The sequence below is a fragment of the Streptomyces litchfieldiae genome, from assembly GCF_031845365.1.
Lineage (GTDB): Bacteria > Actinomycetota > Actinomycetes > Streptomycetales > Streptomycetaceae > Streptomyces > Streptomyces litchfieldiae.
Genome location: NZ_JAVREL010000004.1, coordinates 1 through 20,287, shown reverse-complemented (window position 1 = coordinate 20,287; position 20,287 = coordinate 1). Strand labels below are relative to the sequence as shown.

General features: G+C 70.3%; 23 protein-coding genes, 1 tRNA gene and 1 pseudogene. 11 read left to right on the top strand and 14 right to left on the bottom strand.

The window, feature by feature from the left end; all coding sequences use genetic code 11:
• The first annotated feature begins 72 nt into the window (after positions 1-72).
• Entirely contained in the window at positions 73-516 is a 444-nt protein-coding gene (rsfS, locus tag RM590_RS08835) for a ribosome silencing factor (RefSeq protein WP_311704172.1), read from the top strand.
• Positions 513-1,160 (top strand): histidine phosphatase family protein, encoded by a 648-nt coding sequence (locus RM590_RS08830; protein ID WP_311704171.1) that lies wholly within the window; start codon positions 513-515, stop codon positions 1,158-1,160. Before rsfS ends, RM590_RS08830 begins: the two co-directional genes overlap by 4 nt.
• 20 nt (positions 1,161-1,180) lie before the next feature.
• On the opposite strand, the gene RM590_RS08825 is transcribed toward RM590_RS08830, so the two are convergent.
• Entirely contained in the window at positions 1,181-2,050 is an 870-nt protein-coding gene (locus RM590_RS08825; protein ID WP_311703868.1) for a helix-turn-helix transcriptional regulator, read from the bottom strand.
• Between the two features lie 109 nt (positions 2,051-2,159).
• Between RM590_RS08825 and RM590_RS08820 the strand changes: the two genes are divergently transcribed.
• The 3 genes from RM590_RS08820 (at position 2,160) to RM590_RS08810 (ending at position 4,205) form a co-directional block, all read left to right on the top strand.
• Positions 2,160-3,614 (top strand): MFS transporter, encoded by a 1,455-nt coding sequence (locus tag RM590_RS08820; protein WP_311703867.1) that lies wholly within the window; start codon positions 2,160-2,162, stop codon positions 3,612-3,614.
• A gap of 181 nt (positions 3,615-3,795) precedes the next feature.
• Positions 3,796-4,029, top strand: a complete 234-nt coding sequence (locus RM590_RS08815) for a hypothetical protein (RefSeq protein WP_049575784.1) — start codon at positions 3,796-3,798, stop codon at positions 4,027-4,029.
• 103 nt (positions 4,030-4,132) lie between these two features.
• A tRNA-Ala gene (locus tag RM590_RS08810) sits at positions 4,133-4,205 on the top strand.
• Positions 4,206-4,209: 4 nt separating this feature from the next.
• Here the strand turns inward: RM590_RS08810 and RM590_RS08805 are convergent.
• The gene (locus tag RM590_RS08805) at positions 4,210-4,929 is read right to left on the bottom strand and encodes a site-specific integrase (protein WP_311703866.1); all 720 of its coding nucleotides are present in this window, start codon (positions 4,927-4,929) and stop codon (positions 4,210-4,212) included.
• Between the two features lie 289 nt (positions 4,930-5,218).
• Between RM590_RS08805 and RM590_RS08800 the strand changes: the two genes are divergently transcribed.
• The 4 genes from RM590_RS08800 to RM590_RS08785 all read left to right on the top strand — a co-directional run bounded on the left by RM590_RS08800 (position 5,219) and on the right by RM590_RS08785 (position 7,508).
• On the top strand, positions 5,219-5,356 hold the full coding sequence (locus tag RM590_RS08800; RefSeq protein ID WP_311703865.1) for a hypothetical protein: 138 nt from the start codon (positions 5,219-5,221) through the stop codon (positions 5,354-5,356).
• 27 nt (positions 5,357-5,383) lie between these two features.
• On the top strand, positions 5,384-6,562 hold the full coding sequence (locus tag RM590_RS08795; RefSeq protein WP_311703864.1) for a hypothetical protein: 1,179 nt from the start codon (positions 5,384-5,386) through the stop codon (positions 6,560-6,562).
• 20 nt (positions 6,563-6,582) lie between these two features.
• Complete coding sequence (locus RM590_RS08790; RefSeq protein ID WP_311703863.1) at positions 6,583-6,915, top strand: hypothetical protein; 333 nt, start codon at positions 6,583-6,585, stop codon at positions 6,913-6,915.
• A gap of 311 nt (positions 6,916-7,226) precedes the next feature.
• Entirely contained in the window at positions 7,227-7,508 is a 282-nt protein-coding gene (locus tag RM590_RS08785) for a YrhB domain-containing protein (protein ID WP_311703862.1), read from the top strand.
• 466 nt (positions 7,509-7,974) lie between these two features.
• Here RM590_RS08785 and RM590_RS08780 read toward each other — a convergent pair whose 3' ends face one another.
• From RM590_RS08780 to RM590_RS08735, 10 genes are all read right to left on the bottom strand, one after another.
• A complete protein-coding gene (locus RM590_RS08780) occupies positions 7,975-8,463 on the bottom strand; it encodes a hypothetical protein (protein ID WP_311703861.1) in 489 nt (162 codons plus the stop codon).
• Complete coding sequence (locus RM590_RS08775) at positions 8,460-9,812, bottom strand: type IV secretory system conjugative DNA transfer family protein (protein WP_311703860.1); 1,353 nt, start codon at positions 9,810-9,812, stop codon at positions 8,460-8,462. The genes RM590_RS08780 and RM590_RS08775 overlap by 4 nt, the downstream gene beginning before the upstream one ends.
• 115 nt (positions 9,813-9,927) lie before the next feature.
• Positions 9,928-10,164 (bottom strand): hypothetical protein, encoded by a 237-nt coding sequence (locus tag RM590_RS08770; RefSeq protein WP_311703859.1) that lies wholly within the window; start codon positions 10,162-10,164, stop codon positions 9,928-9,930.
• A complete protein-coding gene (locus RM590_RS08765; RefSeq protein ID WP_311703858.1) occupies positions 10,161-11,027 on the bottom strand; it encodes a hypothetical protein in 867 nt (288 codons plus the stop codon). The genes RM590_RS08770 and RM590_RS08765 overlap by 4 nt, the downstream gene beginning before the upstream one ends.
• The gene (locus RM590_RS08760; protein WP_311703857.1) at positions 11,003-11,533 is read right to left on the bottom strand and encodes a hypothetical protein; all 531 of its coding nucleotides are present in this window, start codon (positions 11,531-11,533) and stop codon (positions 11,003-11,005) included. Before RM590_RS08760 ends, RM590_RS08765 begins: the two co-directional genes overlap by 25 nt.
• Positions 11,530-12,210: a hypothetical protein gene (locus RM590_RS08755; RefSeq protein ID WP_311703856.1), complete on the bottom strand. Its 681-nt coding sequence runs from the start codon at positions 12,208-12,210 to the stop codon at positions 11,530-11,532. The genes RM590_RS08760 and RM590_RS08755 overlap by 4 nt, the downstream gene beginning before the upstream one ends.
• Positions 12,211-13,014: 804 nt before the next feature.
• Positions 13,015-14,454 (bottom strand): hypothetical protein, encoded by a 1,440-nt coding sequence (locus RM590_RS08750; RefSeq protein WP_311703855.1) that lies wholly within the window; start codon positions 14,452-14,454, stop codon positions 13,015-13,017.
• Complete coding sequence (locus RM590_RS08745; protein WP_311703854.1) at positions 14,451-15,041, bottom strand: hypothetical protein; 591 nt, start codon at positions 15,039-15,041, stop codon at positions 14,451-14,453. Before RM590_RS08745 ends, RM590_RS08750 begins: the two co-directional genes overlap by 4 nt.
• A 198-nt stretch (positions 15,042-15,239) precedes the next feature.
• Complete coding sequence (locus RM590_RS08740; protein ID WP_311703853.1) at positions 15,240-15,530, bottom strand: hypothetical protein; 291 nt, start codon at positions 15,528-15,530, stop codon at positions 15,240-15,242.
• Entirely contained in the window at positions 15,517-16,860 is a 1,344-nt protein-coding gene (locus RM590_RS08735) for a MinD/ParA family ATP-binding protein (protein WP_311703852.1), read from the bottom strand. Before RM590_RS08735 ends, RM590_RS08740 begins: the two co-directional genes overlap by 14 nt.
• 491 nt (positions 16,861-17,351) lie before the next feature.
• Here RM590_RS08735 and RM590_RS08730 point away from each other — a divergent pair, with 491 nt between their 5' ends.
• Both RM590_RS08730 and RM590_RS08725 read left to right on the top strand, forming a co-directional pair.
• Positions 17,352-18,368 (top strand): transglycosylase SLT domain-containing protein, encoded by a 1,017-nt coding sequence (locus RM590_RS08730; protein WP_311703851.1) that lies wholly within the window; start codon positions 17,352-17,354, stop codon positions 18,366-18,368.
• 94 nt (positions 18,369-18,462) lie between these two features.
• Entirely contained in the window at positions 18,463-19,200 is a 738-nt protein-coding gene (locus tag RM590_RS08725; RefSeq protein WP_311703850.1) for a helix-turn-helix domain-containing protein, read from the top strand.
• A gap of 36 nt (positions 19,201-19,236) precedes the next feature.
• On the opposite strand, the gene RM590_RS08720 is transcribed toward RM590_RS08725, so the two are convergent.
• Both RM590_RS08720 and RM590_RS08715 read right to left on the bottom strand, forming a co-directional pair.
• Complete coding sequence (locus RM590_RS08720; RefSeq protein ID WP_311703849.1) at positions 19,237-19,806, bottom strand: maleylpyruvate isomerase N-terminal domain-containing protein; 570 nt, start codon at positions 19,804-19,806, stop codon at positions 19,237-19,239.
• 73 nt (positions 19,807-19,879) lie between these two features.
• Positions 19,880-20,073, bottom strand: a pseudogene (locus RM590_RS08715) (hypothetical protein); the annotation flags it as partial.
• Positions 20,074-20,287 lie beyond the last annotated feature (214 nt).

Sequence of the window (20,287 nt, the reverse complement as noted above, 5' to 3'; positions counted from 1 at the left end):
TCAGTGTGGCGTGAGACCCTGGAGAGCAGAGTCGGGACCGACGCCCGCGACACCGAGGAGATAGCCGCACCTGTGACCGCCACGGACCGCGCCACCGAGCTGATCGAGGTCGCCGCCCAGGCCGCCGCCGACAAGCTCGCGCACGACATCATCGCGTACGACGTCAGCGACGTGCTCGCCATCACCGACGCCTTCCTCCTGGCCTCCGCGCCGAACGACCGGCAGGTGAAGTCGATCGTCGACGGAATCGAGGAGCGCCTGCACAAGACGCTGGGCGCCAAGCCGGTGCGCCGGGAGGGCGAGCGGGAGGGCCGCTGGGTCCTGCTGGACTACGTGGACATCGTCGTGCATGTGCAGCACTCCGAGGAGCGCGTCTTCTACGCCCTGGAGCGGCTGTGGAAGGACTGCCCGCTCCTGGACCTGCCGGAGGACGCCCGCGCCACCCAGGGCCGGGCCGCGGAGTACGCGCGGACCTCGTCCGCCGACCCGGGCGCGGCGGGCGGTGAGGGGAGCTGACCGGCACCGACGGCACCCGGCGCATCGTCCTGTGGCGGCACGGCCAGACCGCGTGGAACCTGGAGCGCCGCTTCCAGGGCACCACGGATGTCGAGCTCACCGACACGGGGCGGGCCCAGGCCCGGCGCGCCGCCCGGCTGCTGGCGACCCTCGGCCCGGACGCGATCATCTGCTCGGACCTGCGGCGCACGGTGGACACCGCCGCCGAGCTGGCCGCCGTCACCGGGCTCGCGGTCACCTATGACGAGGCGCTGCGGGAGACGTACGCCGGTGCCTGGCAGGGGCTGACGCACGACGAGATCATGGCCAGGTTCGGCGAGGAGTACGCCGCGTGGAAGCGCGGCGAGCCGGTCCGGCGCGGCGGCGGCGAGCTGGAGACCGAGGTCGCCGACCGGGCCGCCCCGCTGGTGGAGCGCGCCGCGGAGAAGCTGCCGCGGGGCGGGCTGCTGGTCGTGGTCAGCCACGGCGGGACCATCCGCACCACCATCGGCCGGCTGCTCGGCCTGCCCTCGCCGAGCTGGGAGTCGCTGGGCGGGCTGTCCAACTGCTGCTGGTCCGTCCTCGGCGAGAGCGTCCGCGGCTGGCGGCTGCTGGAGCACAACGCGGGCTCGCTGCCCGAGCCGGTCATCGGCGACGACGTCTGAGCCCTCCTGACCCGGGCGGCTCAGTCCTCCCGCGTCCGGGCGCGCAGCGTCTCGACGCTGTGCCGGCTCTCCTCGTCGCCCGGGATGTACACGACCATCCGGGCGTCGGGCATCCCGTTCACCGACAGCGACTCCGAGCGCAGCCTGATCTCGCCCGCCTCGGCATGCCGGAACGTCTTCACGCGCGGCCCCGGCGGCACCACGTCGCCGCTGGCCCACATGCCCGCGAACTCGGGGCTGGCCCGGCTCAGTTCACGGACGAACGTCTCCCAGACGGGGTCGCCCACATGGCTGCCGTAGGACGAGCGCAGCGTGGCCACCATGATCTTCAGCTCGCTCTCCCGGAAGACCAGCGGGCAGAGGTCGCGCGGGCCGATGAACAGCGTCCACAGCACGTTGCGGCCGTGGCGCGGCATGTCCCGGCCGATCCGGAACAGCGACCGGTAGGTCGCGTTGTGGCCCAGGATGTCGTAGCGCGTGTTGTAGATGACGGCGGGCAGCGGGTTGAGCGCGTCGAGGACCGCCTGCACGTCCTCGCTCACCGCGGGCCCGTTCCCGGCGCCGTCCGGCTGGCCGGGCGTGAACGGCACCTCCGCCAGGTGGTACAGATGCTCGCGTTCGGCCCGGTCCAGCCGCAGCGTGCGGGCCACCGCGTCCAGGACCTGGGCGCTGGCGTTGATCGGCCGGCCCTGCTCGAGCCAGGTGTACCAGGTGACGCCCACGCCGGCGAGCTGGGCGACCTCCTCGCGGCGCAGCCCGGGCGTCCGCCGCCGGATCCCCGGGGGCAGCCCCAGATCCGCCGGCGTGATGCGGGCCCGCCGGGACCGCAGGAACGCGGCCAGTTCGGGCCGGCGGCGCTCACCCGCCGTGCCGCGCGCTGTCGTCGCCATGCTCACATCCCCCAGCCTGCCGGTGGCGGGCGCGCCCTGCCAGGTGCTGTCAGTACCAGTATCGACGGGCTCTCGTTACTGGTACCGCCCGGGCCCCAGCCTGGTGGGCATGACCACCACCTCGACGCTCCCGGCCGCCGGGCGGGACACCGGCGGCGGGTCGCCCCGCCGGGCCGGCTGGCTGCTGGCGATCGTGCTCACCGGGCAGTTCATGGCACTGCTCGACATCTTCATCGTCAACGTCGCGGCGCCCACCGTCCAGGCCGATCTGGCGGCCTCCGGCGGGGAGTTGCAGCTCATCATCGCCGGCTACACCATCGCCTACGCCGTGCTGCTGATCACCGGCGCCCGGCTGGGCGGCCGTTATGGGCACGGCCGGCTGTTCCTGGCCGGGCTGGTGGTGTTCACCGCCGCCTCGCTGGCCTGCGGACTGGCCGTCAACAGCGGGCAGTTGATCGCGTTCCGCTTCGGGCAGGGCATCGGCTCGGCGCTGATGCTGCCCCAGGTGCTCAGCCTGATCCAGCGCACCTTCCACGGCACGGCCCGCGCCCGGGCCCTGACGATTTTCGCGGCGGTGCTCGCCACCGGGGCGGCGGCCGGGCAAATCGTGGGCGGGGTACTGATCGAGGCCAACCTGTTCGACTGGGGCTGGCGGCCGGTCTTCCTGGTCAACGTGCCGATCGGCGCGCTGCTGCTGGCCGTCGGCCTGCGCGTCGTGCCGCTGGACCGGCCCGGCGGCGCGGAGCGGGCGCGGGGCCTGGACCTGCCGGGGCTCGCGGTGCTGACGGCCGCGGTGCTGGCGTTGACGGTGCCGCTGGTGGTGGGCCAGGAGGAGGACTGGCCCCTGTGGTGCTGGCTGTCGCTGGCGGCCGGCGCCGTGCTGGTCGCGCTCTTCGCCTGGTACGAGTCCCGGCTGGCGCGGCGCGGCGGAACGCCGCTGATCTCCCCGCGGGTGCTGCGCAGCCCGGGCATGACCGCGGCGGCGAGCCGGATCTTCCTGGCGATGGCGGTCAACGGCGGCATCCTCTTCGTGCTGTCTCTGCACCTCCAGGGCGCCGAGGAGGCGGAGGGGCTGGGCCACGGGGCGCTGCGCACCGGGCTGATGTTCATACCGACGGCGGTGGGCTTCGGCGCGACCTCGCTGCTGTGGCGGAGGATCCCCGCGCGGCGGCACGGCGCGCTGGCGCCGGCCGGCTTCGTGCTGTCGGCGGCGGCGATGCTGTGGATGGGGCTGCTGCTGCGCGACGGCGGCAGTGGCGGACCGGCGCTGCTGGTGGCGTTCGCGCTGAACGGCTGCGCGCTGGCGCTGGCCTACAGCCCGACGCTGACCCGTTCGCTGGCGCTGGTGGCGCCCGCGGACGCCGCGGACGCGAGCGGCGTGACGGCCATGATGACGCAGCTCGGGATGCTGGTCGGGGTAGCCGCCCTGGGCACGCTCTTCCTGAACCGGGCCGAGAGCGAGCTGTCCACGGCCGAGGGCGTGTGGGCGGCGATGCTCGGGCTCGCGGCGACGGCCCTCGCGGGCGCGACGGCGGGCGTGGTGGGCCGGGCACGCGCCCGCTGAGCGCTGTGTATCGATCCCGTCTCCCTTCGTGTGGAGACGGGATCACAAGGCTTATCGGACCGCCACCCGCGTGGCAGAATCGTCATTACGCCGGGGCGGGACCCCGGCGTTCATCACCCGGCTCGACGGAGGGGTATGCCACGTGTGCACGGCCCACAACCGAGGGTGGAGCTGATCGCGCATGGGTGCCCACAGCAGGAAGTGCGACTGGTGCGGAGCGGGAACGCCCATCGTCCGCGATCTCCAGCCGGTCAACGTCGCCTATCAGTACTGGTGCGTGGAGTGCGCCCGGGCGCTGATCATCAAGGGCGACCCGATCGAGGTCTACCGGGAGCTGGAGGGCGAGCCGATCTACGGCCGGCTGCTGGACGAGCACTGCGCGCTGAAGCGGTTCTACTCGTTCGCCAGCGTCTGACCGGGTCCCCCGCCCGGAGTCCGAGAACCGATTTGGCAAACGTCCCGGGGGCCCGTGTAGAGTAGGCATCGCCGCCGAGGGGAAGCCCGAGGCGGACCACCCAGGGGCTATAGCTCAGTTGGTAGAGCGCTTGCATGGCATGCAAGAGGTCAGGAGTTCAATTCTCCTTAGCTCCACAGGTCAGGGGCTGCTTCCCGAAAGGGAAGCGGCCCCTTTGTCGTGGGTGCGGTTCATGGCGGTGGCGCCGGTCTGGACGACGGGCTGGATCTGCTTTCGATAGATCCTCTCCGTGGTGGATGTGCTGGTGTGGCCGACGAGGGGCGCGATCTTGTCGCTGGTGACGCCGTCGTCGGAGAGCACGGTGACGAAGGTGGGCCGTACCTCGCGGGGTGTCCATTCGGCGGGGTCGATGCCGGCGACCTTGGCCAGGGCACGGCGGAAGGCGCGGCGGACGTTGGCGGCGTCCATGGGGGTACCGACGGTGGTGGTGGAGACGAGCCCGGTCTCCCGCCAGTGGAGTCCGGCGGATCGGTATTCGTGTTGCTGTCTGGTGCGGTGGATGGTGAGTGCGGTGACGCAGCGGGTGGGCAGCGCGAGGGTTCGGCGGGAGCGGTGGGTTTTGGTGTCGCCGCTGCGGCGGACGGAGCGCCAGACTGCGAAGTGCGGCGGGACGGGTGGGTCTGTCTGTGGGTCTCCTTCCAGGTCGACGTTGTCCCAGGTCAGTGCGCGGAGCTCTTCTGTGCGTGCTCCGGTGAGGAGGGAGAGGACGAGGTAGGCGTGGAGCCGGTCGTCCTGGGTGGCTTCGATGATGGCGCGGGTCTGGGCGCGGGTGAACGCCTTCGAAGGGCGGCCTGGTTGTCCTGGTGGGACGGTGCAGAGGACGGTGCCGAGTGACGTCACGTTGCAGGGGCGCCTTCGGCGAGGTTGGCCGACGAGCCGGGGAAACCGTCAAGGGGCCGTGACCTTATGACCGTTGAACCCGGTGTGACGCGGCGATTACCGTACAGTCGGGCATCGCACGTAGCTTGATCACCGTGGGGGGAAGATCGTGGCACGTCCGTCTGACTGGAGTAGCGTTGACATGGACTCGGATCCCGCTCCGGGTCATCCGGAGGAGGTCCGGGAGCTGGCGGAGGACCTCTAGGAGTTCGCCGATGATGTCGGTGAGGCGCTGGGCGAGATCCGGGGGATGGCCTCGGACCGGGCGGTGGCGGACTGGTCGGGGTTGTCGGCGGACGCGTTCCGTACGGAGTTCGACGGGGTGCCGGAGAATCTGACCAAGCTCCGGACGTCGTATGACATGGCGGCGGACGCGCTGGCGCGTTAGTGGCCGAGGCTGGAGAACGCGCAGGGCATGGCGGACCGCGCCTTGGAGAGCGCGATCGCCGCCCAGGACGATCTCCGTGCCGCGCAGAGTGAGTTGGGCGACGCGCAGGACTGGGTCTCGCGGGCCGGGGAGGAGGCCGAACGCCTCCAGGACGAAGGCGAAAGCTCTGCGGCGGAGCCGCCGGATGAGCAGGCCGTCCGTGACGCGATGCGCGACCACCAGGCCGCCGAAGCGGCGGCCGGTGCGGCCCAGTCCCGCGTGGACGCGGCCGAGCAGCGCCTCGCCGCCGCCCGCGAACTGGCCGGGCAGGCGCGGGAGCTGCGCGAGGAGGCCGCCCGCGAATGCGCCCGTGACATCGACGCCGCCTCCGACGCCGGGATCCAGAACCGCAGCTGGTGGGAGGACGCCGTCAACTGGGTCACGGAGAACTGGGACACCTTCGTCGACGTCTGCAAACTGGTCGTCGCCGTCCTCGGCATCGTCGTGATGATCATCGGCGGCCCGCTGGCATGGATCGTCCTCGCGGCCGCCCTCGTCGTCCTCGCCGACACCCTCATCAAATACGCACAAGGCAGAGCATCCCTCTTCGACGTCGCCTTTCCAGCCCTGGACTGTATTCCGGGGATGAAGGGCCTGACCACCCTCGGCGGCCTCGCCGTCGGCATGCGGGCCTTGGCCCGTGGCGGCCTGCGGGAAATGGCCAACGGGCTTCGCCGGAGTGCCGACGATGTCCTCCCGCCCGGACGCCAGACCGGAGGTGAGATTCGCTCAGCTCGCAACACAAACGACTTCGACTCGGCTTGGGCCGACGAGGTATACGACTCGATTCGCGCTACCGACGACGTCGATACTATTGCCGCCAACGTGGCAGAATACGGCTTCACCAGAGACGACATAGCTCAGATCAAGTCTCACGTATTCGAGGAGGAGCATCTGCTGGACAGCTACGTGGCCTACGGCGAGCCAGCCGAGATGGCTAGATTCCAATCCAATCCGAGAATGGCAGAAGCCTGGCTGCGTCTTCGCGAGGGTAATCCACACCCGGAGGACATTACGCTTTTGCGCCATGAACTGTACGAGTCGAACTATATGCGTGACACAGGCAACCCCAGCTATAGTGAAGCCCACCGGGCAGCCATCGATGCCGGTCTGGCCTGGGATGGTGAGGCTCCCTCCCGCGACGGGATCGGCTTCCGGCGGCGCTGATAGATGAGGATCTCTTTTTCATGATGATGTCGTTCCTTGCCCAACTCATCAAGAGCACGAATGATACCCACTCCTACCGCGTCATTATGGACGGCGGAGAACGCTTCGCTTATCTCGTTCTCGATATCGAAAGCGGTGAAATCTTTTCCTCCACATCTACGGGGGAACCAGCAGGGGACATGCAACTTTCTCTCGAGGATGGCAACATGCAGCCATCCACTGCTAGCGGTGCATCCGAGGCCGAAGACGCTTCTATGAGCCCGGAAGAATTTGCGCTCGTTTCAGGAAGTATCAGGCGTGAATGGCTCAAGGAGCGAACCGCCCCCTCGAAAGTCGTGAAGTACTACGGCTGAACGCGTCCTGCCCCGGAACCGACGGGACGAAGAAGTAGCACCCGCCGTGGCCATCCGCCGGGTGATGCCACAGTCCGGAATCCGAGGAGGGGGCAGTGTCAGTCGGTCGAAGCAATGGAGCTGGTCAGGAGCTCGGTGAAGGCTTCGGCTGGGGTGCGGTAGTCCAGAACACGACGGGTCGTCCGTGGAGTTCGGCGGCCACGGCGTTCAGGTAGGCGGGGGGATGTTATTTCGGTGCGGAGAGTGGGAGGGGCGAAGAACGCGTCCCAACTCCGTCGATGGCATTCCGGAATCTACGAGGGGGCACCCACATGATTTCGTGCAAGGAAGCGCTGCGGGTCGCACTGGAGCATCTGCAGAACGTGTACGAGGGGGAGGGATACACCTTCGTCATGCTTCCGAATTTGACGAAGGAATATCGGACCATCTGGGCCGTGGCTTTCGATACTCAGGAACATCTGGACACCGGCGACATGACCAAGGCGCCCATGACGCGCGTGCTCATGGTGCCCAAGGATGGCTCCCAGCCGCATTTTCCGCCCTCGGCTCGGCCCGTGATCGACTACGTGGAGCAGCTCGAGGGCCCGCAATGAGCGACCCTCGGCAGCGGGCCGTGCGGTGGCTCGACCAGACCTATCGCGGCCGAGTGGCATTGCGCAGCCCAGACCCTCTCCACGAGACGCCGGAGACCCGGCTCTTCGCCTGTGCCGCGACTGACGCGGCCGGGGCGGGCGAGGAGGCGGCCATGCTCAACGCGTCGCTGGCCGTGCCCAAGAACGCCTCCACGCCGTTCCACCCGGCGACCCCCGGGCCGACGTCGCGGCCTTCGACGCCGCACCCGGCCCTCGTGGAGGGCCCTATCGGTCGGGGCCTGGTCCTGGCCGAGGGCGAGCGGGCCCAGCCGGACCGCTGGGCAAGGCGGGCCAAGCTCTCTCCCGAGCGGGCGGATTCCTGCGGGGCGCTCACGGCCCTCATCGCCGATATCGGGCATGAGGGGCCTGGGCAGCGGGCGGCGGAAGGAGCACCGACCAGTGGGCATGCGGGTGTCGAGGAAGAACTTCACTCTCCCGTCTGCGAAGTCCGGTCGCTCATTGCCCGGTTGGCCATTTCGGCCGTGTACCGCGGGGGCGACTCGCCGTGGTGGCTGTGGCGGCAGGGGGAGTTGAGGCCGAGGCTGAGCGTCATTCTTCGGTGGAAGTCCTCCATGTCGGCGTGCCAACGGCCGACGAACGCCGCCGAGGACGCGGAGTAGACGTCGATGCGGCTGAAGGCCAGTGCGGCCAGGTCGTGGGCGATTGCCTCATGTTGGTGCCAGCAGGCGGGGATGACCTGCTCGTCGGTCCAGCCGTAGGTGCGGTTGAGCCACTGGGCCACCTCGTCGAGCCAGAGCCAGACGGCATCTTCGATCGCCCCGGCCAGAGAGCAGAGGTCCCAGGGGCGCGGCGGCGACTCCCGAGGGCCGTCCAGGGCGAACTGCTCGCCCTGGAGCTCTTCCATCAGCGTCCGGACGACCTCCGGGAGGGGAGGCCACGGCGGCAGTCGACTCATGTCTCGCTCCTCTTCTGCCAGGCGTCGTGGTGAAGGCGTCGGGTGAGGTGCCGCTGTACTCGTCTTCTGCCGCGCGTGGCGTCGGCGAGCGTGCGTACTTCTTCGATCTCGCGCACGATCCGTGGCCAGTCGGAATGCTCGGACAGCAGGGGGAGCTCGACGAGGACGGGTGGGAGGTTTCCGGCAAGGAGCAGAGCCTGGCCGGCCGCGACGTCGAGGTGCTGGATCTCGTGGCTGCGCAGGACGGGTTCGCGGTCGTGGCTGATGGAGCGGCTCGTTCCCGTGGCGCGGCCGTGGCCTCGGGTGTCTCGGTTGAGGGTGACGGACGTTTTGAAGACCTCGGTCGTGCCGCAGAGTTCCTGGAGGTCCTTGAGCAGGCCGATGTCGTGGGAGCCGCCGAGGACGAGAGTGTTGTTGGTGATCGCGGCCAGTTCCTTGGCGACGTCGCGTCCGAAGCGGGACTCGGCCGCGGCCCAGCCCTGCACCAGGTAGATCATGCACAGCCCTCGGCCCCGTCCGTCGGCGACGCGTTGGCGCAGGGAGGGGAGGGGAGCGATGTTGGGTGCCTCGTCGAGCGCGGCGACCAGGGGCGGGTCGAGGCGCCGGTGGGGTCTGGTGACCGCGAGTTGTTCGGCGCGGTCCAGGACGTCTTCGGTGATGGCGGTCACCAGTGGGGAGATGGTGCTGTGGGCGCTGTCCTTGCCGAGGAGGTAGAGCGTTCCGTTGGCGTCGAGCAGTTCCTCGATGTCGGTGGCGTGTTCGGGCGGCATGTCGACGGTGTCGATGACCGGCTGGTGCGCGAACGCCGCCAGGGCGTTGGCGAGCGTTGAGCGGGTGTTGCCGACGGCGCGGTCGTCCCCGGTCGTGGCGTCCAGCAGGCTTTCGGCCCACTCCGGCCCGGCACCTGGATGGTGCTGGAGGATGCGGCGGGGCGCGGGGTCGGTGGGGCGTTTGGCCCAGCGCAGGACGTGGCGCCATGTCGCGCCGTCCAGCGCGGCGGCGTGGATGAGGCAGGACAGCCAGGTGCCGGCCAGATGCCGGTAGTGCGCCGCCCCTTCGTCCTGCGTTCCGGAGACCCGGGTGCGGGTGCCGGCGATGAACGCCCGCCCGCGCAGCTCGGCGGTCAGGGTGTCCTCCGCGCCGTGGATCGGTGACCAGCGCAACGGCTCCTGGCCGGGGACGAGTTCCTGTGGGTCGAGGGTGGCGACCGGGCCCCGGCGACGGCGTGCGCCGAGGGTGAGTTCGATGAGGTCGGGCTTGGTCGAGGTGGCCAGCGCCGGGCCGGGAACGTCGTGCAACAGGCGGGCCAGAAAGCGGAACGTCTTGCCCGAGCCCATCGGACCAATCACCCGCAGAGCCTGGTCGTAGCGCGCGAACAACTCCAGCCGCCCGCACTCCGGCCGGGTCGCGTAGCCGAGGAAGTAGCCGTACTCGGCGGCCGATGGCGAGTTCCTGGATCAACGGTCATGGGACGTTCCTCTCTTCGGCGGCGTGCAGTGCGGGCCGTACCTGGGCGCCGGCCCGGCGTACGGCGGCTTCGGACAGGTCGTTCATCACGTGCTCCGGGGTGGCGAACCCGGCGTGCTCGGTGGCGTGGCGGACGCCGGCGGTCGGTCGATGGGAGAGGTAGCCGCGCAGGAAACCGGCCGTGACGACCAGCCCGAGGAGCAGGAGGACACCGACGACGGCAAGAACGGTCACGCCGTCTCCGCCACTCGTCGGCGACCGGTCATCGCCTGGTCGGTGTCCGTGATCTCGACTTCGAGTGGCGTTCGCAGGTGCTGGACCATCCGGGCCGGCTCGTGGCCGATGCGCAGCACGTGCACGCCTTGTGCGAGAGCTCCCAACTGCCCGCTGAGTGCGGTCGGGAGGCGGAACTGCCGCAGTGCCTGTTCCGCGTCGTCCTCGCGGGACTGCCGGTAGATGTGCACGATGCCGGCCTCGCGGATCAGGGACATGGCGTCGGAGTCCTCGCGGATGTCACTGATGTGATGGACGACCGTGATGAACGACAGCCCGATGCCCCGGCCGCGTTTCGCCAGCGAACGCAGCACGGAGGCCACCTTCTCCAGCCGGGCGGTGTGGTAGCCCTCCTCCAGGATGATCAGCCGCTGCCCGTCCCGGTGGGCCCAGACCGCGGACAGGAAGGTCGCCACCAGCGCCATCACCAGCGACAGCGCCGGGGAATCCTCCGGCAGGGCCGAGGTGTCGAACACGATCAGCGGCGCGTCGAGGTCCAAATCCTCGCTGGTGGTGCGGTCGATGAGGCCGGAGAGGTCGCCGGTGATGAACCGTTCAAGGCCCAGGGCCAGGTCCAGCCCCCATTCGATGACCGCGCGGCGGGTGACGATGCCCTCGTCGTTCAGGTGGGGGCGCGGAATGGCGTCGGGCGCCGGGTCGTACAGGGCGATAACGACATCGTGGAGGGTCGCGATCCGGCCCTCGGCGCGGGCGCGGTGCAGGGCGGTGGCGTGGGCGGTGCGCAGGGCGTAGCGCTGGCGAGAGGTGAGGCGGCGTTCGTGGGCGTGTTCGGCGACCATCAGCAGCAGTCGGTCCTGCCCCACACGCCCGTCGCCGCCGGATTCGGAGGTGGTGGAGATGCGGGGTCCAGGAGGTTGATGGCGGTGCCGCCGGTGCGGGCGAAACGCACCGGCGTGACCCGGCACTCCGCCGCCGCCCGCTCGTACTCGCCACGGCCCTGCTGGTTCTTCCGGTCCAGCACGACGACCTGCTTCCCGCACGCCACCTGCCGAACGCAGTACTGCGTCTTGACCAGCGACGACTTCCCCGACGAGATGTCGCCCAGCACCAGGACGTTGGGGCTGGTGATCCGGCCCTGGGCATACAGCGCGTGCGGGTCGGTGGTGACCGGCTGGCCGGTCGCCAGGTCGACGCCGGTGATGGGCCCGGCCAACGCGGGGTGGGTGCCGACGACGGCGGGGTTGAGGGCCGCGGCCTGTCGCGTCGAGGTGAAGATGGTCTCCTCGGCCAGCTCGCCGCGCCCCAGGAGCTCGCGCAGGCGGCCGCGCCGACCCGGACGGGACGGTGCCAAAGGTTCGGTCGCCGTCATGCCTTGATCCCCCTGGCCAGCGGCAGCGCGGTGAGCAGCGCCTGGTGGTGCCGGTGGGCGTGCCAGCGCAGCCGCGTCACGCCGCCGTCCTCGGCCGCCGCGACCAACCGCACGCGCGCGGCGGCGAGTTCGGTGGTGCTGGGCGCGGAAAGGTGCAGGCGCACGGCCGGGTGCGTTCCGCCGACCACCGGTGTCAGCAGATCCTGGAGCACGCGGCGGGAGGAGGACATGGACGCCTCGCTCACGCCCGTCGACACCTGACCGCGGCGGCGTTCGCCATGCCGGTCGGCGGTGTCGTACGTCAGGGCCAGCCGGGCGCGTTCCCGGGCCAGCACCTTTGGCACCAGGCGCCACTGCACCTGAACGGTCCGGATGGTGGCCGGGTGGATGCCGGTGACCAGGTGCTCCATCCAGCGGGCGGTGACCGGCTGCAACGGCCACGCGTCGCGCGGCACCGAGGCCACGGCGTGGAACCAGGGCCGGTGCACGCCCTCGGTGCGCACCCAGTCGCGGCCCGGAGTACGCGTCTGGGACCAGCCGTCGAGAACGGACTCGATGCCGTCGAGCTCGTCGATGTCCAGGTCCGGATCGTGCAGGTGGCGGATCAACGCGCCCAGCCGCCGCGGCCCCAGAACCGCGCAGCGGGTGGCCGGCGCGCCCGACCCGTCCGACCACATCGCCGAGGACGTTGAACGCCTCCGCGCACAACGCCTCGTCGTCGGCCGGCGCGGGGCTCCGTTCGGCGAGCCGTGCCAGGGGCATCCGCACGGTGGCGAAGCTGCGGTACTCCTCGGTGGTCCCCGCCACGTAACCGGCCAGTTCGCTCATGGAGCGCCGCAGCCGAGACGGCGTGCCGGGGGCGAGCAGACCATCCATGTGGGCCCGGTAGGAATCGGGATGGACCGGCAGCACGCGGGTGCACACGTCCACCTGGTCCACGGGAAGGTTCGCCCCGGCCAGGCCGCCCAGCAGCCGCTCGAACAGGTACCCGGCGGCGTTGACCGCCCGGGTGGGCAGCAGGCCGTCGCCACCGCCGGTGATCTCGAAGGTGGCCGTCAGATGGCCGCTGGTCCAGGAGCGGCTCGCATGGTCGCGGTGGTGGATCAGGGCCATCGGGGAACCGGGGGAGGAGGTGGGCGCATAGGTGAGGAGGCGGATCTCGCCGACCTCCGGCGGCGGGGCGAGCCCCGGCACGTAGTCGGGCCGGCGCCCGGCCTTGCTCGCCATGCGCCACTCGGCCTTGTCCACCAGCCCGGCGCCCCAGGAATCCCCTTCGGCGGTGGCGCGCCGCAGGAGGAACCAGCCGGCTCCGGCGCCGAGGAGGCCCGCGATCAGGACGACGAGGGATCGGGTGCTGATCAGCAGGAGCAACCACACCGCCAGGTACACCGCACCGATGGCCACCTGGACGGGCGTCACTGCCCCGAACACGGAACGCCGGCGCGTCTCGCCCCCGAGCACATAGGTCCGCTCCGCCGTGCTCATCGGTCCACTTCCTTTTCCTCGGTGGTTGCTTCCCCGGTGTTGGAGCGCCCCGTGGGATCGGCGCCTCCGGGCGATGGCACGGACGCGGCAGAGTTCGCCGGGTCGGCACCCATCGGGTGATCGCTCGCCGAGCTGTGGTCGCGCCGGGCCAGATCGCCTGACGTACGCGCGGCGACGTTCGCCGCCTGCCGGTCGGCGGCACCAGAATCGTCGGCGTCCTCCGCGTTCTCGTCCGTTCCCTCATCGGCGCCACCGACGGCCTGCGAGGTGCCGATCCGGCTGGCGCGGGCCTCGAAGCGCTCGACGACCGAGGCGACCATCTCTCCCGCCGACGGGTGCGCGAGCGCTCCTCGCACCCCGGGGTCCATGGCCCCGCCCATCGGCGCCGCCAGCGACATGAGCCACATCACGACCATCGGGAAGGCGTCGATCATCAGCAGTCCGACGACCAGGAACAGCAGCACGCTGAGCCCGTCGTCATCCGGCCGGTCGTGCAGGACCGAATCGAACGCCGACCAGACGGTGTTGAAGAAGAAGTAGATGAACGCGGGCAGCAGCATCAGGCCGCCGAGCAGCGACGCCAGCCGCCGCAGCGCGGCGGACCACGGCGGATACACCCACGCGACCAGCACCAACGGGACCAGCAGGGCGGCCAGATGGAGCCCCCACTGGGCAACGGCCAGCTCGATCAGCGTTACCAAACCCAGGCAGAGGATGCACAGGAAGAGCAGCAGAGCCAGTACCGTTCCGCCGAACACCCCCCAGTCCCCGGCCTGTTCGACGATGAGGTCCATCAGGCTTTCGACGGCGCTCCCGGCGTGCTCCCTGCCCTGATCGGCGAAGGCGCGCGCCACCTCGTTCGCGGCCAACTGGGCTTCGAGCAGGATCAGCGGCCCGGCCGCGATCAGCGGCACGACGAACACCGCGCGCCACCCGGACTGCCGCAGGAGATCCGCGGCGGTGGCGGAGGAACCGGACGCGGCGAACCGCGCCGTGATCCAGACCAGCATCACCGCGAGCAGGAGCAGCGAGAAGCCGAAGCTGGTGGCGTACTGGGAGGCCCACCACTGCTGGTCGAACGCCGGCTGGGTCACCTGCTCGCCCAGGCCCTGGATGTAGGACAGGAGGCTGACCGTCGACTCGGCCATGCCCTTGACCCACTCCTCCACGAAGTCGTCCGGCACGATGTCCCCGAGGGCGCCCGTCACGGCGTCGACCTTGGAACGGTGGACGTCGCCGACGTATCCGTAGAGGGAGGACACCCCGGGGATCTCGTTGAGCCGCTCGCAGGCCCACTGCCCCAACAGCGCGTCCTCGCACTCGTTCCCGCCCTCGTCCGCTGCGACCGCCGGGCTCGCGCACGTCAAGGTCAGCAGCACTCCGAGGAGCACGCCGAAGGCCATGCGCCGCGACACACTGGCCCGGCGGCCGGTCACCACACACCTCCGGCCGGCGGTCCAACGGGCCACTCGTCGGTGGCGTCCGCGAACAGTTCCCAGCCATCCCCCAGCAGTTCCAGCCGCTCGGCGAACGTCGTGACCGGATTCCCCTGCTCGGCAGGAGTGACCAACTGGTCGAACGGGCCTCTCGTCATCTCGGCGACGCGCCAGTCGTCCGCGTCCCACCGCAGTGCCATGCGCCCCATCTGCCACCGCATGTGAGTGTCGGCGGTTCCCATCAGGCAGGGCATCCAGTAGTCCACCAGCGCTTGGTCCGGTGAGGCTGCCAGGACGCGGTAGGCGCCCAGTTCGGGGTGGCAGTCCGAGGCGGCACTTCTCAAGGGAGAGGCGGCGGCGTCCGCGTCGAGCCTGGCCTTCGAGGGCGGGTCGAGCATGGCGTCGTGCGTGTACGCCCATCGGTCGGCGGAGGTCATGCGGTGCACCTCGGGGATCGAGGCGACGTAGGAGACTCCGGCCTCCACCGCCCCAACCTCCGACCGGGGGAAGCCGCGCGGCAGCCCGGAGACGCTGCGGGTGGCTCGCTGGCCGGCCGCGGTGGCGTCCCCCCGAGGCGGCTCGGACACCGAGCCATCGTCCCGGCCGGCCTTCGTCGGCCGCCCCTCCCACAGCCCGAATGTGACCACCGCGGCCACAAGGAGAACGCCCCCGGTCACCACCGCCGTCACCTTTCACCGGCGGCCGGCCGCCCCGCGTTCGCCGTCCCGGCCCGGCATCTGAGGAGGCGCGCAGTCCATACGCGTGTTCATCAGCGGATTCCTCACTCAGGCGCTGACCAGGATGGTGTAGAGCACGGGAAGCGAGGCCATGCCGATGGTGGCCGCGCCGACGCGCACCAGTTCCCCGCGGGTCTCGTCGAGATCGCCCGCGAGCCCCTGACGCCGCGATTTCGCGGCACGAGCGATTGCCTCGACGAGGAAGTACGCGCAGACGAAGAAGCCGATCAGCCAGGCCAGTGCCAGGAACATGCCGAACTTCGACTCCAGCAGCGGCGCGAACGGCCCGAAGCTGGGGCTGATCCCCTCGAACGGGTTGAACTCCTCAGCCAGATACATGGAGAGACCGCCCTTCCGGGAGCGTGGACAGCACGGATGCCATCGCCGCGCAGGCGTACAGCCACGCGGTGTGGGTCGCGGGCTTCAGCCGCGTGTGGTCGACCGGCCCGCCGCTCGCCAGCGCCGGGTCGTAGGGGAGGGGCATGGCGGTGGCGCAGCGTTCGGCCAGCGTGCCCAGCACAACGTCCCGGAGCGCCGCGTCGCGAGTCGGCGCCGGGTCGGTCACCAGCGCCACGCCCCGCTGTTTGAGGGCCCCGGCACCGAGAACGTCCCGTTCCAGTGCATCGGCCATCCACAACGCGGCCGACGCCGTGTCCTCGCGAATCGTCGTCGTGATCGCGATCAGGTCTGCCTGCCGCGCGGCGGCCAGCCAGTTGGACGCTCGGATGTTGTTGCCGGAGTCCACGAGGATCAGTTGGTAGTAGCGGCGGAACAGCTCGTGCAGCCGCGCGAAGGCCGGGGCGTCGATCTGCCCGGTGACCTCGGGCTGTTCGTCGCTGGCCAGCACGTCGAAGTGCGCCGGGCCCTGACCGCGGATGAACGCCCCGAGGTCCCCGAGCCGGGCCGCCGTGGTCTCGAACGTGTGCAGTTGGTCGAGGAGTTCGCGCGCGGTGTTGGCGTGTCCGGCGGGGAGTGAGCGTTCGCCGAGCGTGCCACGTGTCTCGTTGTTGTCGATCGCCACCACGCCGCCGCCGCGGTGCACGCCGAAGGTCCGGCCGGCCATCAGTGTGGCCGTGGTCTTCGACGCCCCGCCCTTCGGATTGACGAAGACGATGGTGCGCGGCCCGGCGAACGACATCTGCACGGCCCGCAGTGCGTTGTTCCACTCTTGCTCGGCGGCGCACGGTGCCGGGGACAGGCGACCCTCGCTCAGGCGGTGAACGCGTCCACGCCACCCCCAGCGGGGAGCCGCCGATCGCGTGTGCCGCCGCAGCGAGGCGGCGAAGTCCCCGTGGCCGACCGGTCGTTGGGGGACCGCGGTCGGCGACGTGGTCAGGCGGCTGGCCGCCGAGGAGCGGAACGATGCCTCGGTCAGCGGCTCCTCGCGCACGGTGTCGGCCACGCTGGGTTCCTTGCTGCTCAGGCCGGGGCCGGAGGCTCCGGAGAACGGGACGATGGCTTCGGGAACGGGGCTGCGCTTCCAGCCGGGTGGTATCGGCAGACGCATCACCCAGCGGTCGCCGACACGTTCGACCGCCACGGTGCGCTCCAGCCAGGCGTGGCTGCGGTCTTCGCGCGCCCAGATGCGCACCTCGGCCCGATCGGCCTGCGCGGTGAAACGGTCGAAGCCGACGAGGCGGATGCCTGGTTCCCAGGCCCGGGCCGGCACCGTGGGGGACAGAGGTCCCTCGAACCCCTCCTCCCGAGCCAGCTCTTGCGTTCTGCGGCCAACTGAGCGAGAACCGTCGCACGTTGGGCCTCCGGAATGGCGACGCGGACGGCGGGGGACCACACCGTCTCGGGCATGCCCGGATCGACGGCCACCGCGAGACGGGCCGCTGTCATCAACGCCTCGCCAGCGGCGCCTTCGAAGGCGGCGGGGGCGTCGCGGGGGATCGAGGCCCCGTACAGCTCGAACGCCCCCGAAGGAGATGCCTCCATGCTTTCGGTGAGCTCAGCCGGACGAACGTCGGGCCCGATGCCGCACGCCGTCGCGCATGCCATCAACATCAAAAGGGTCACCCTCCTGCCATAGCGTGCGAGCACGGGAATGTCCTTCACAGTCGTTTATGGTCGGGACCATGGCGCACAACTGGGAGCGAAAGACACAGAACCACCGGAATGACACCCCCGGTTGGGCGAGGTGACGGAAGGACCGGCGTGGAGAAACTCGGCTGTCTCGGCGTGCCGCTCGTCGCTCTCGCGGCGTTGGCTCTGATCGTCTTCGGAGCCGGAGGGCCAGGGGCCGCCGCGTCGTCACCGCGACTGGCCGAGGACGCCTCCGTTCCCGACGCCTACCGCGCCCTCGTCATCGCCGCGGTCGAGCACTGCGACGAGATCAGCGCACCGCTCCTGGCCGCCCAGATCGACGCGGAATCCGACTGGGACCCTCAGGCCGTCTCGCCCCAAGGGGCAAAGGGACTGGCCCAGTTCACCGATGACACCTGGAACGGGTGGGGGCGGGACGCCGACGACAACGGCCGGCCCTCACCCTTCGACCCGGCCGACGCCATCGACGCCCAGGCGCGTTACATGTGCCACCTCGTCGACGAGCTGGCCGATCTCCCGAGCGACCCGGTGGTCAACGCCCTGGCCGCCTACAACGCCGGGCCCGACGCCGTTCGTTCCTTCGCCGGACTCCCGCCTTTTACGGAGACGCGGGACTACGTCCGCACGGTCAAGGCCCTCTTCCCCCGCTACCAGGCCGCGTTCCGCAGCACCGCCCACGCCGCGGACTGCGACTTCACTCTGACCCGCCCGAACCCGCGCACCTGCCAGGAGGCCATCGACGCCGCCCGCCGGGAAGCGCGGTCCGGCAGCCTCGTCTGGCACCGCCGGTGCCTGGCGTTCGTTGCCCAGGCATACGGCTGGGGCGCCTCGGGCGAGGCCACCGCCGCCGTGGCCTGGGACAGAGCGCTCGCGTCCGGCACGGCCCACCCCCACGGTACGGACCCTCCCGCCGGCGCTCTGCTGTTCTACGACAACGGTGACGACGCCGGGCACGTCGCCCTCCACCTCGGCGACGGCCAAGTCGCGACGAACGACATCGCCACGCCGGGCCGCATCGACATCGTTCCCCTCAACGACCTGACCGGCGGCCGGTGGCGACTCACCTACCTCGGCTGGACACCGCCGGTCTTCCTCCACGCAAGCGAGGGGACCAGCGACGTCGGCTGACGGCACGCCCCGCATGCGTCATCCACGTCTGTGAATGGCGATAGGGTACCTCGGGACGAAGGAGGCAACGGCACCGGAAGAAGGCAACACACCCATGCGGGTTCCGAGCAAGAACGCCCCGGCCGCAGGACGACGCACCCTCGGCGAGAAGCTGAAGCGACTCCGCGACATGAAGGCCCCGCCGGGCGAACCCCCGCCGTCCTACGAGATCACGGCCCGCCAGATCACCGAGACCACCGGCGTCAGCATCTCCGGCCCGTACTTCTGGGAACTGGTCACCGGCCGGACCACCAACCCCAAGCTCCACCATCTCCAGGCGCTGGCCCGTTTCTACGGCGTCCCCGTCGCCTACCTCGTCGACGAGCAGGCCGACTTCGAGCAACTGGAGTCCGAGCTCGAACTCCTCCACGCCCTCAAACGCGGCGGCGTCCGAGACATCAAACTCGAAGGCTTCAGCGGTCCGGGCGTCGACATCTCCACTATCCAGAGTCTGCTGGGCAAGCTCCGGCTCCTGGACGACTTCGGCGACGACGAGACCCGCGAGACCGCACTCCGGCTCAAGTCCCTGGACCCGGCCCACCAAACGGAGCTGCTCGACGCACTTGAGAACGACCACGTGCGAGAGCTGGCCCTCGCCGCCAACGCGCTCGCCGAGGACCGCATCACCACGGCTGTCGGCACCATCAGCCAGTCCGACCTGCTCGACGCGCTCGCCGAAGACGACGTTCGACGAGCCGCCAGAAGCCTTACCCACCTCACCCCCGCCAGCCGCCAAGCTGTTCTCGCCCTCATCGACCACCTGCGCGAAGTCGAGGGCGGCGCAGAAGGCTAGTGCTGTGACCGGGAAGGTTCGCCGGGGTCAGCTCGATCAGTCCGGTCGTGCGGCTTCCCACCTCCATGAGGTTTGGCGGGGAAGGCCGTCGAGGTCCCCGCGGCCGGTGCACCAGAGAAGCACCTGGGTGGGGTCTCCGGGCGGGGCGGCGGGGAAGAGCCGGTTGAGTACGGCTGCGCTCAGCGGTGCCGGTGGCAGCCAGTCCACGGACAGTCCCTGCGTGATGTCGTGGGTGTGCAGCAGGGCTTCGGCAACGCCCATCGCCGCGAACCCCTCGGGGTCGCACGGGCCCCAGTGCCAGGCACGTAGGGTCCGGCTGGCTGTGGCCAACACGCTGCTGAGCAGCCCGCCGCAGGCGGTGACGGCCTGGAGCAGCTCAGCCGGTGAGGCGGTGGGGCGGACGTTCAGGTCGATGGGGAGGTAGGCGTCGGTGGGCTGTGCCGCGAGCTGCCCTGCATAGGCCAGCAGGTCGTGAGCGACGTGCGCTGCTGTCTGCCAGCAGGTCCAATCGAGCGGCCCCGCTGGCACCGTCCAGTCCTGGGCGGTATGAGGGCTGAGTATCCGCAGCATCTCTGCCACGGCGGCGTCGACGTCCTGGTGGTCCATGCGGAACTCCTCGCGGTTCGTGCTGTGCGGCTGGGCTGTGCCGGCTGTCGTTCCTTCACGCCGCCGGGGATCTGAACCGGTGGGTCACCTCCCGAACTGTGTCCTCGTCGGCCTGGACCAGTGAGCGATCACCGGCACCCGGTTCCCGTCGGCGGACGCCAGCAGCATCATCGCCCGGCGATAACGCACCGAGCTGGTACTGCCTCGGCGCACGATCTGCGCACCCGCACAAGCTCGGCCACCACCTCCTGCGGTCGTTACGAACATCACCGCCTATCCAGCGGCCACGACCACCGACCCGGCGGACCTTCCCTGTCACAGCAGCAGAAAACGGCACGGGCTGGAAGACGACTTCGGTGCCTGTCAAGTCAAATGAAACGAATGTGATGCTATGAACTCTGTTGTTCGATTTGGTGTCGCTTGGCGGGGTTGTTGATCCATGTCTGGTGGGGGATCGATGGCGGGACGGGGCGGCGGTTGA

Bases quoted from the DNA above. Each gene is read 5' to 3' on its own strand.
- RM590_RS08725 (WP_311703850.1), top strand. From the start codon at position 18,463: ATGCGGGTTCCGAGCAAGAACGCCCCGGCCGCAGGACGACGCACCCTC.
- RM590_RS08740 (WP_311703853.1), bottom strand. From the start codon at position 15,530: ATGTATCTGGCTGAGGAGTTCAACCCGTTCGAGGGGATCAGCCCCAGC.
- RM590_RS08825 (WP_311703868.1), bottom strand. From the start codon at position 2,050: ATGGCGACGACAGCGCGCGGCACGGCGGGTGAGCGCCGCCGGCCCGAA.
- RM590_RS08720 (WP_311703849.1), bottom strand. From the start codon at position 19,806: ATGGACCACCAGGACGTCGACGCCGCCGTGGCAGAGATGCTGCGGATA.
- RM590_RS08795 (WP_311703864.1), top strand. From the start codon at position 5,384: ATGGCGGACCGCGCCTTGGAGAGCGCGATCGCCGCCCAGGACGATCTC.
- RM590_RS08785 (WP_311703862.1), top strand. From the start codon at position 7,227: ATGATTTCGTGCAAGGAAGCGCTGCGGGTCGCACTGGAGCATCTGCAG.
- RM590_RS08760 (WP_311703857.1), bottom strand. From the start codon at position 11,533: ATGACGGCGACCGAACCTTTGGCACCGTCCCGTCCGGGTCGGCGCGGC.
- RM590_RS08815 (WP_049575784.1), top strand. From the start codon at position 3,796: ATGGGTGCCCACAGCAGGAAGTGCGACTGGTGCGGAGCGGGAACGCCC.
- RM590_RS08800 (WP_311703865.1), top strand. From the start codon at position 5,219: ATGGCCTCGGACCGGGCGGTGGCGGACTGGTCGGGGTTGTCGGCGGAC.
- RM590_RS08780 (WP_311703861.1), bottom strand. From the start codon at position 8,463: ATGAGTCGACTGCCGCCGTGGCCTCCCCTCCCGGAGGTCGTCCGGACG.
- RM590_RS08755 (WP_311703856.1), bottom strand. From the start codon at position 12,210: ATGTGGTCGGACGGGTCGGGCGCGCCGGCCACCCGCTGCGCGGTTCTG.
- RM590_RS08790 (WP_311703863.1), top strand. From the start codon at position 6,583: ATGATGATGTCGTTCCTTGCCCAACTCATCAAGAGCACGAATGATACC.
- RM590_RS08820 (WP_311703867.1), top strand. From the start codon at position 2,160: ATGACCACCACCTCGACGCTCCCGGCCGCCGGGCGGGACACCGGCGGC.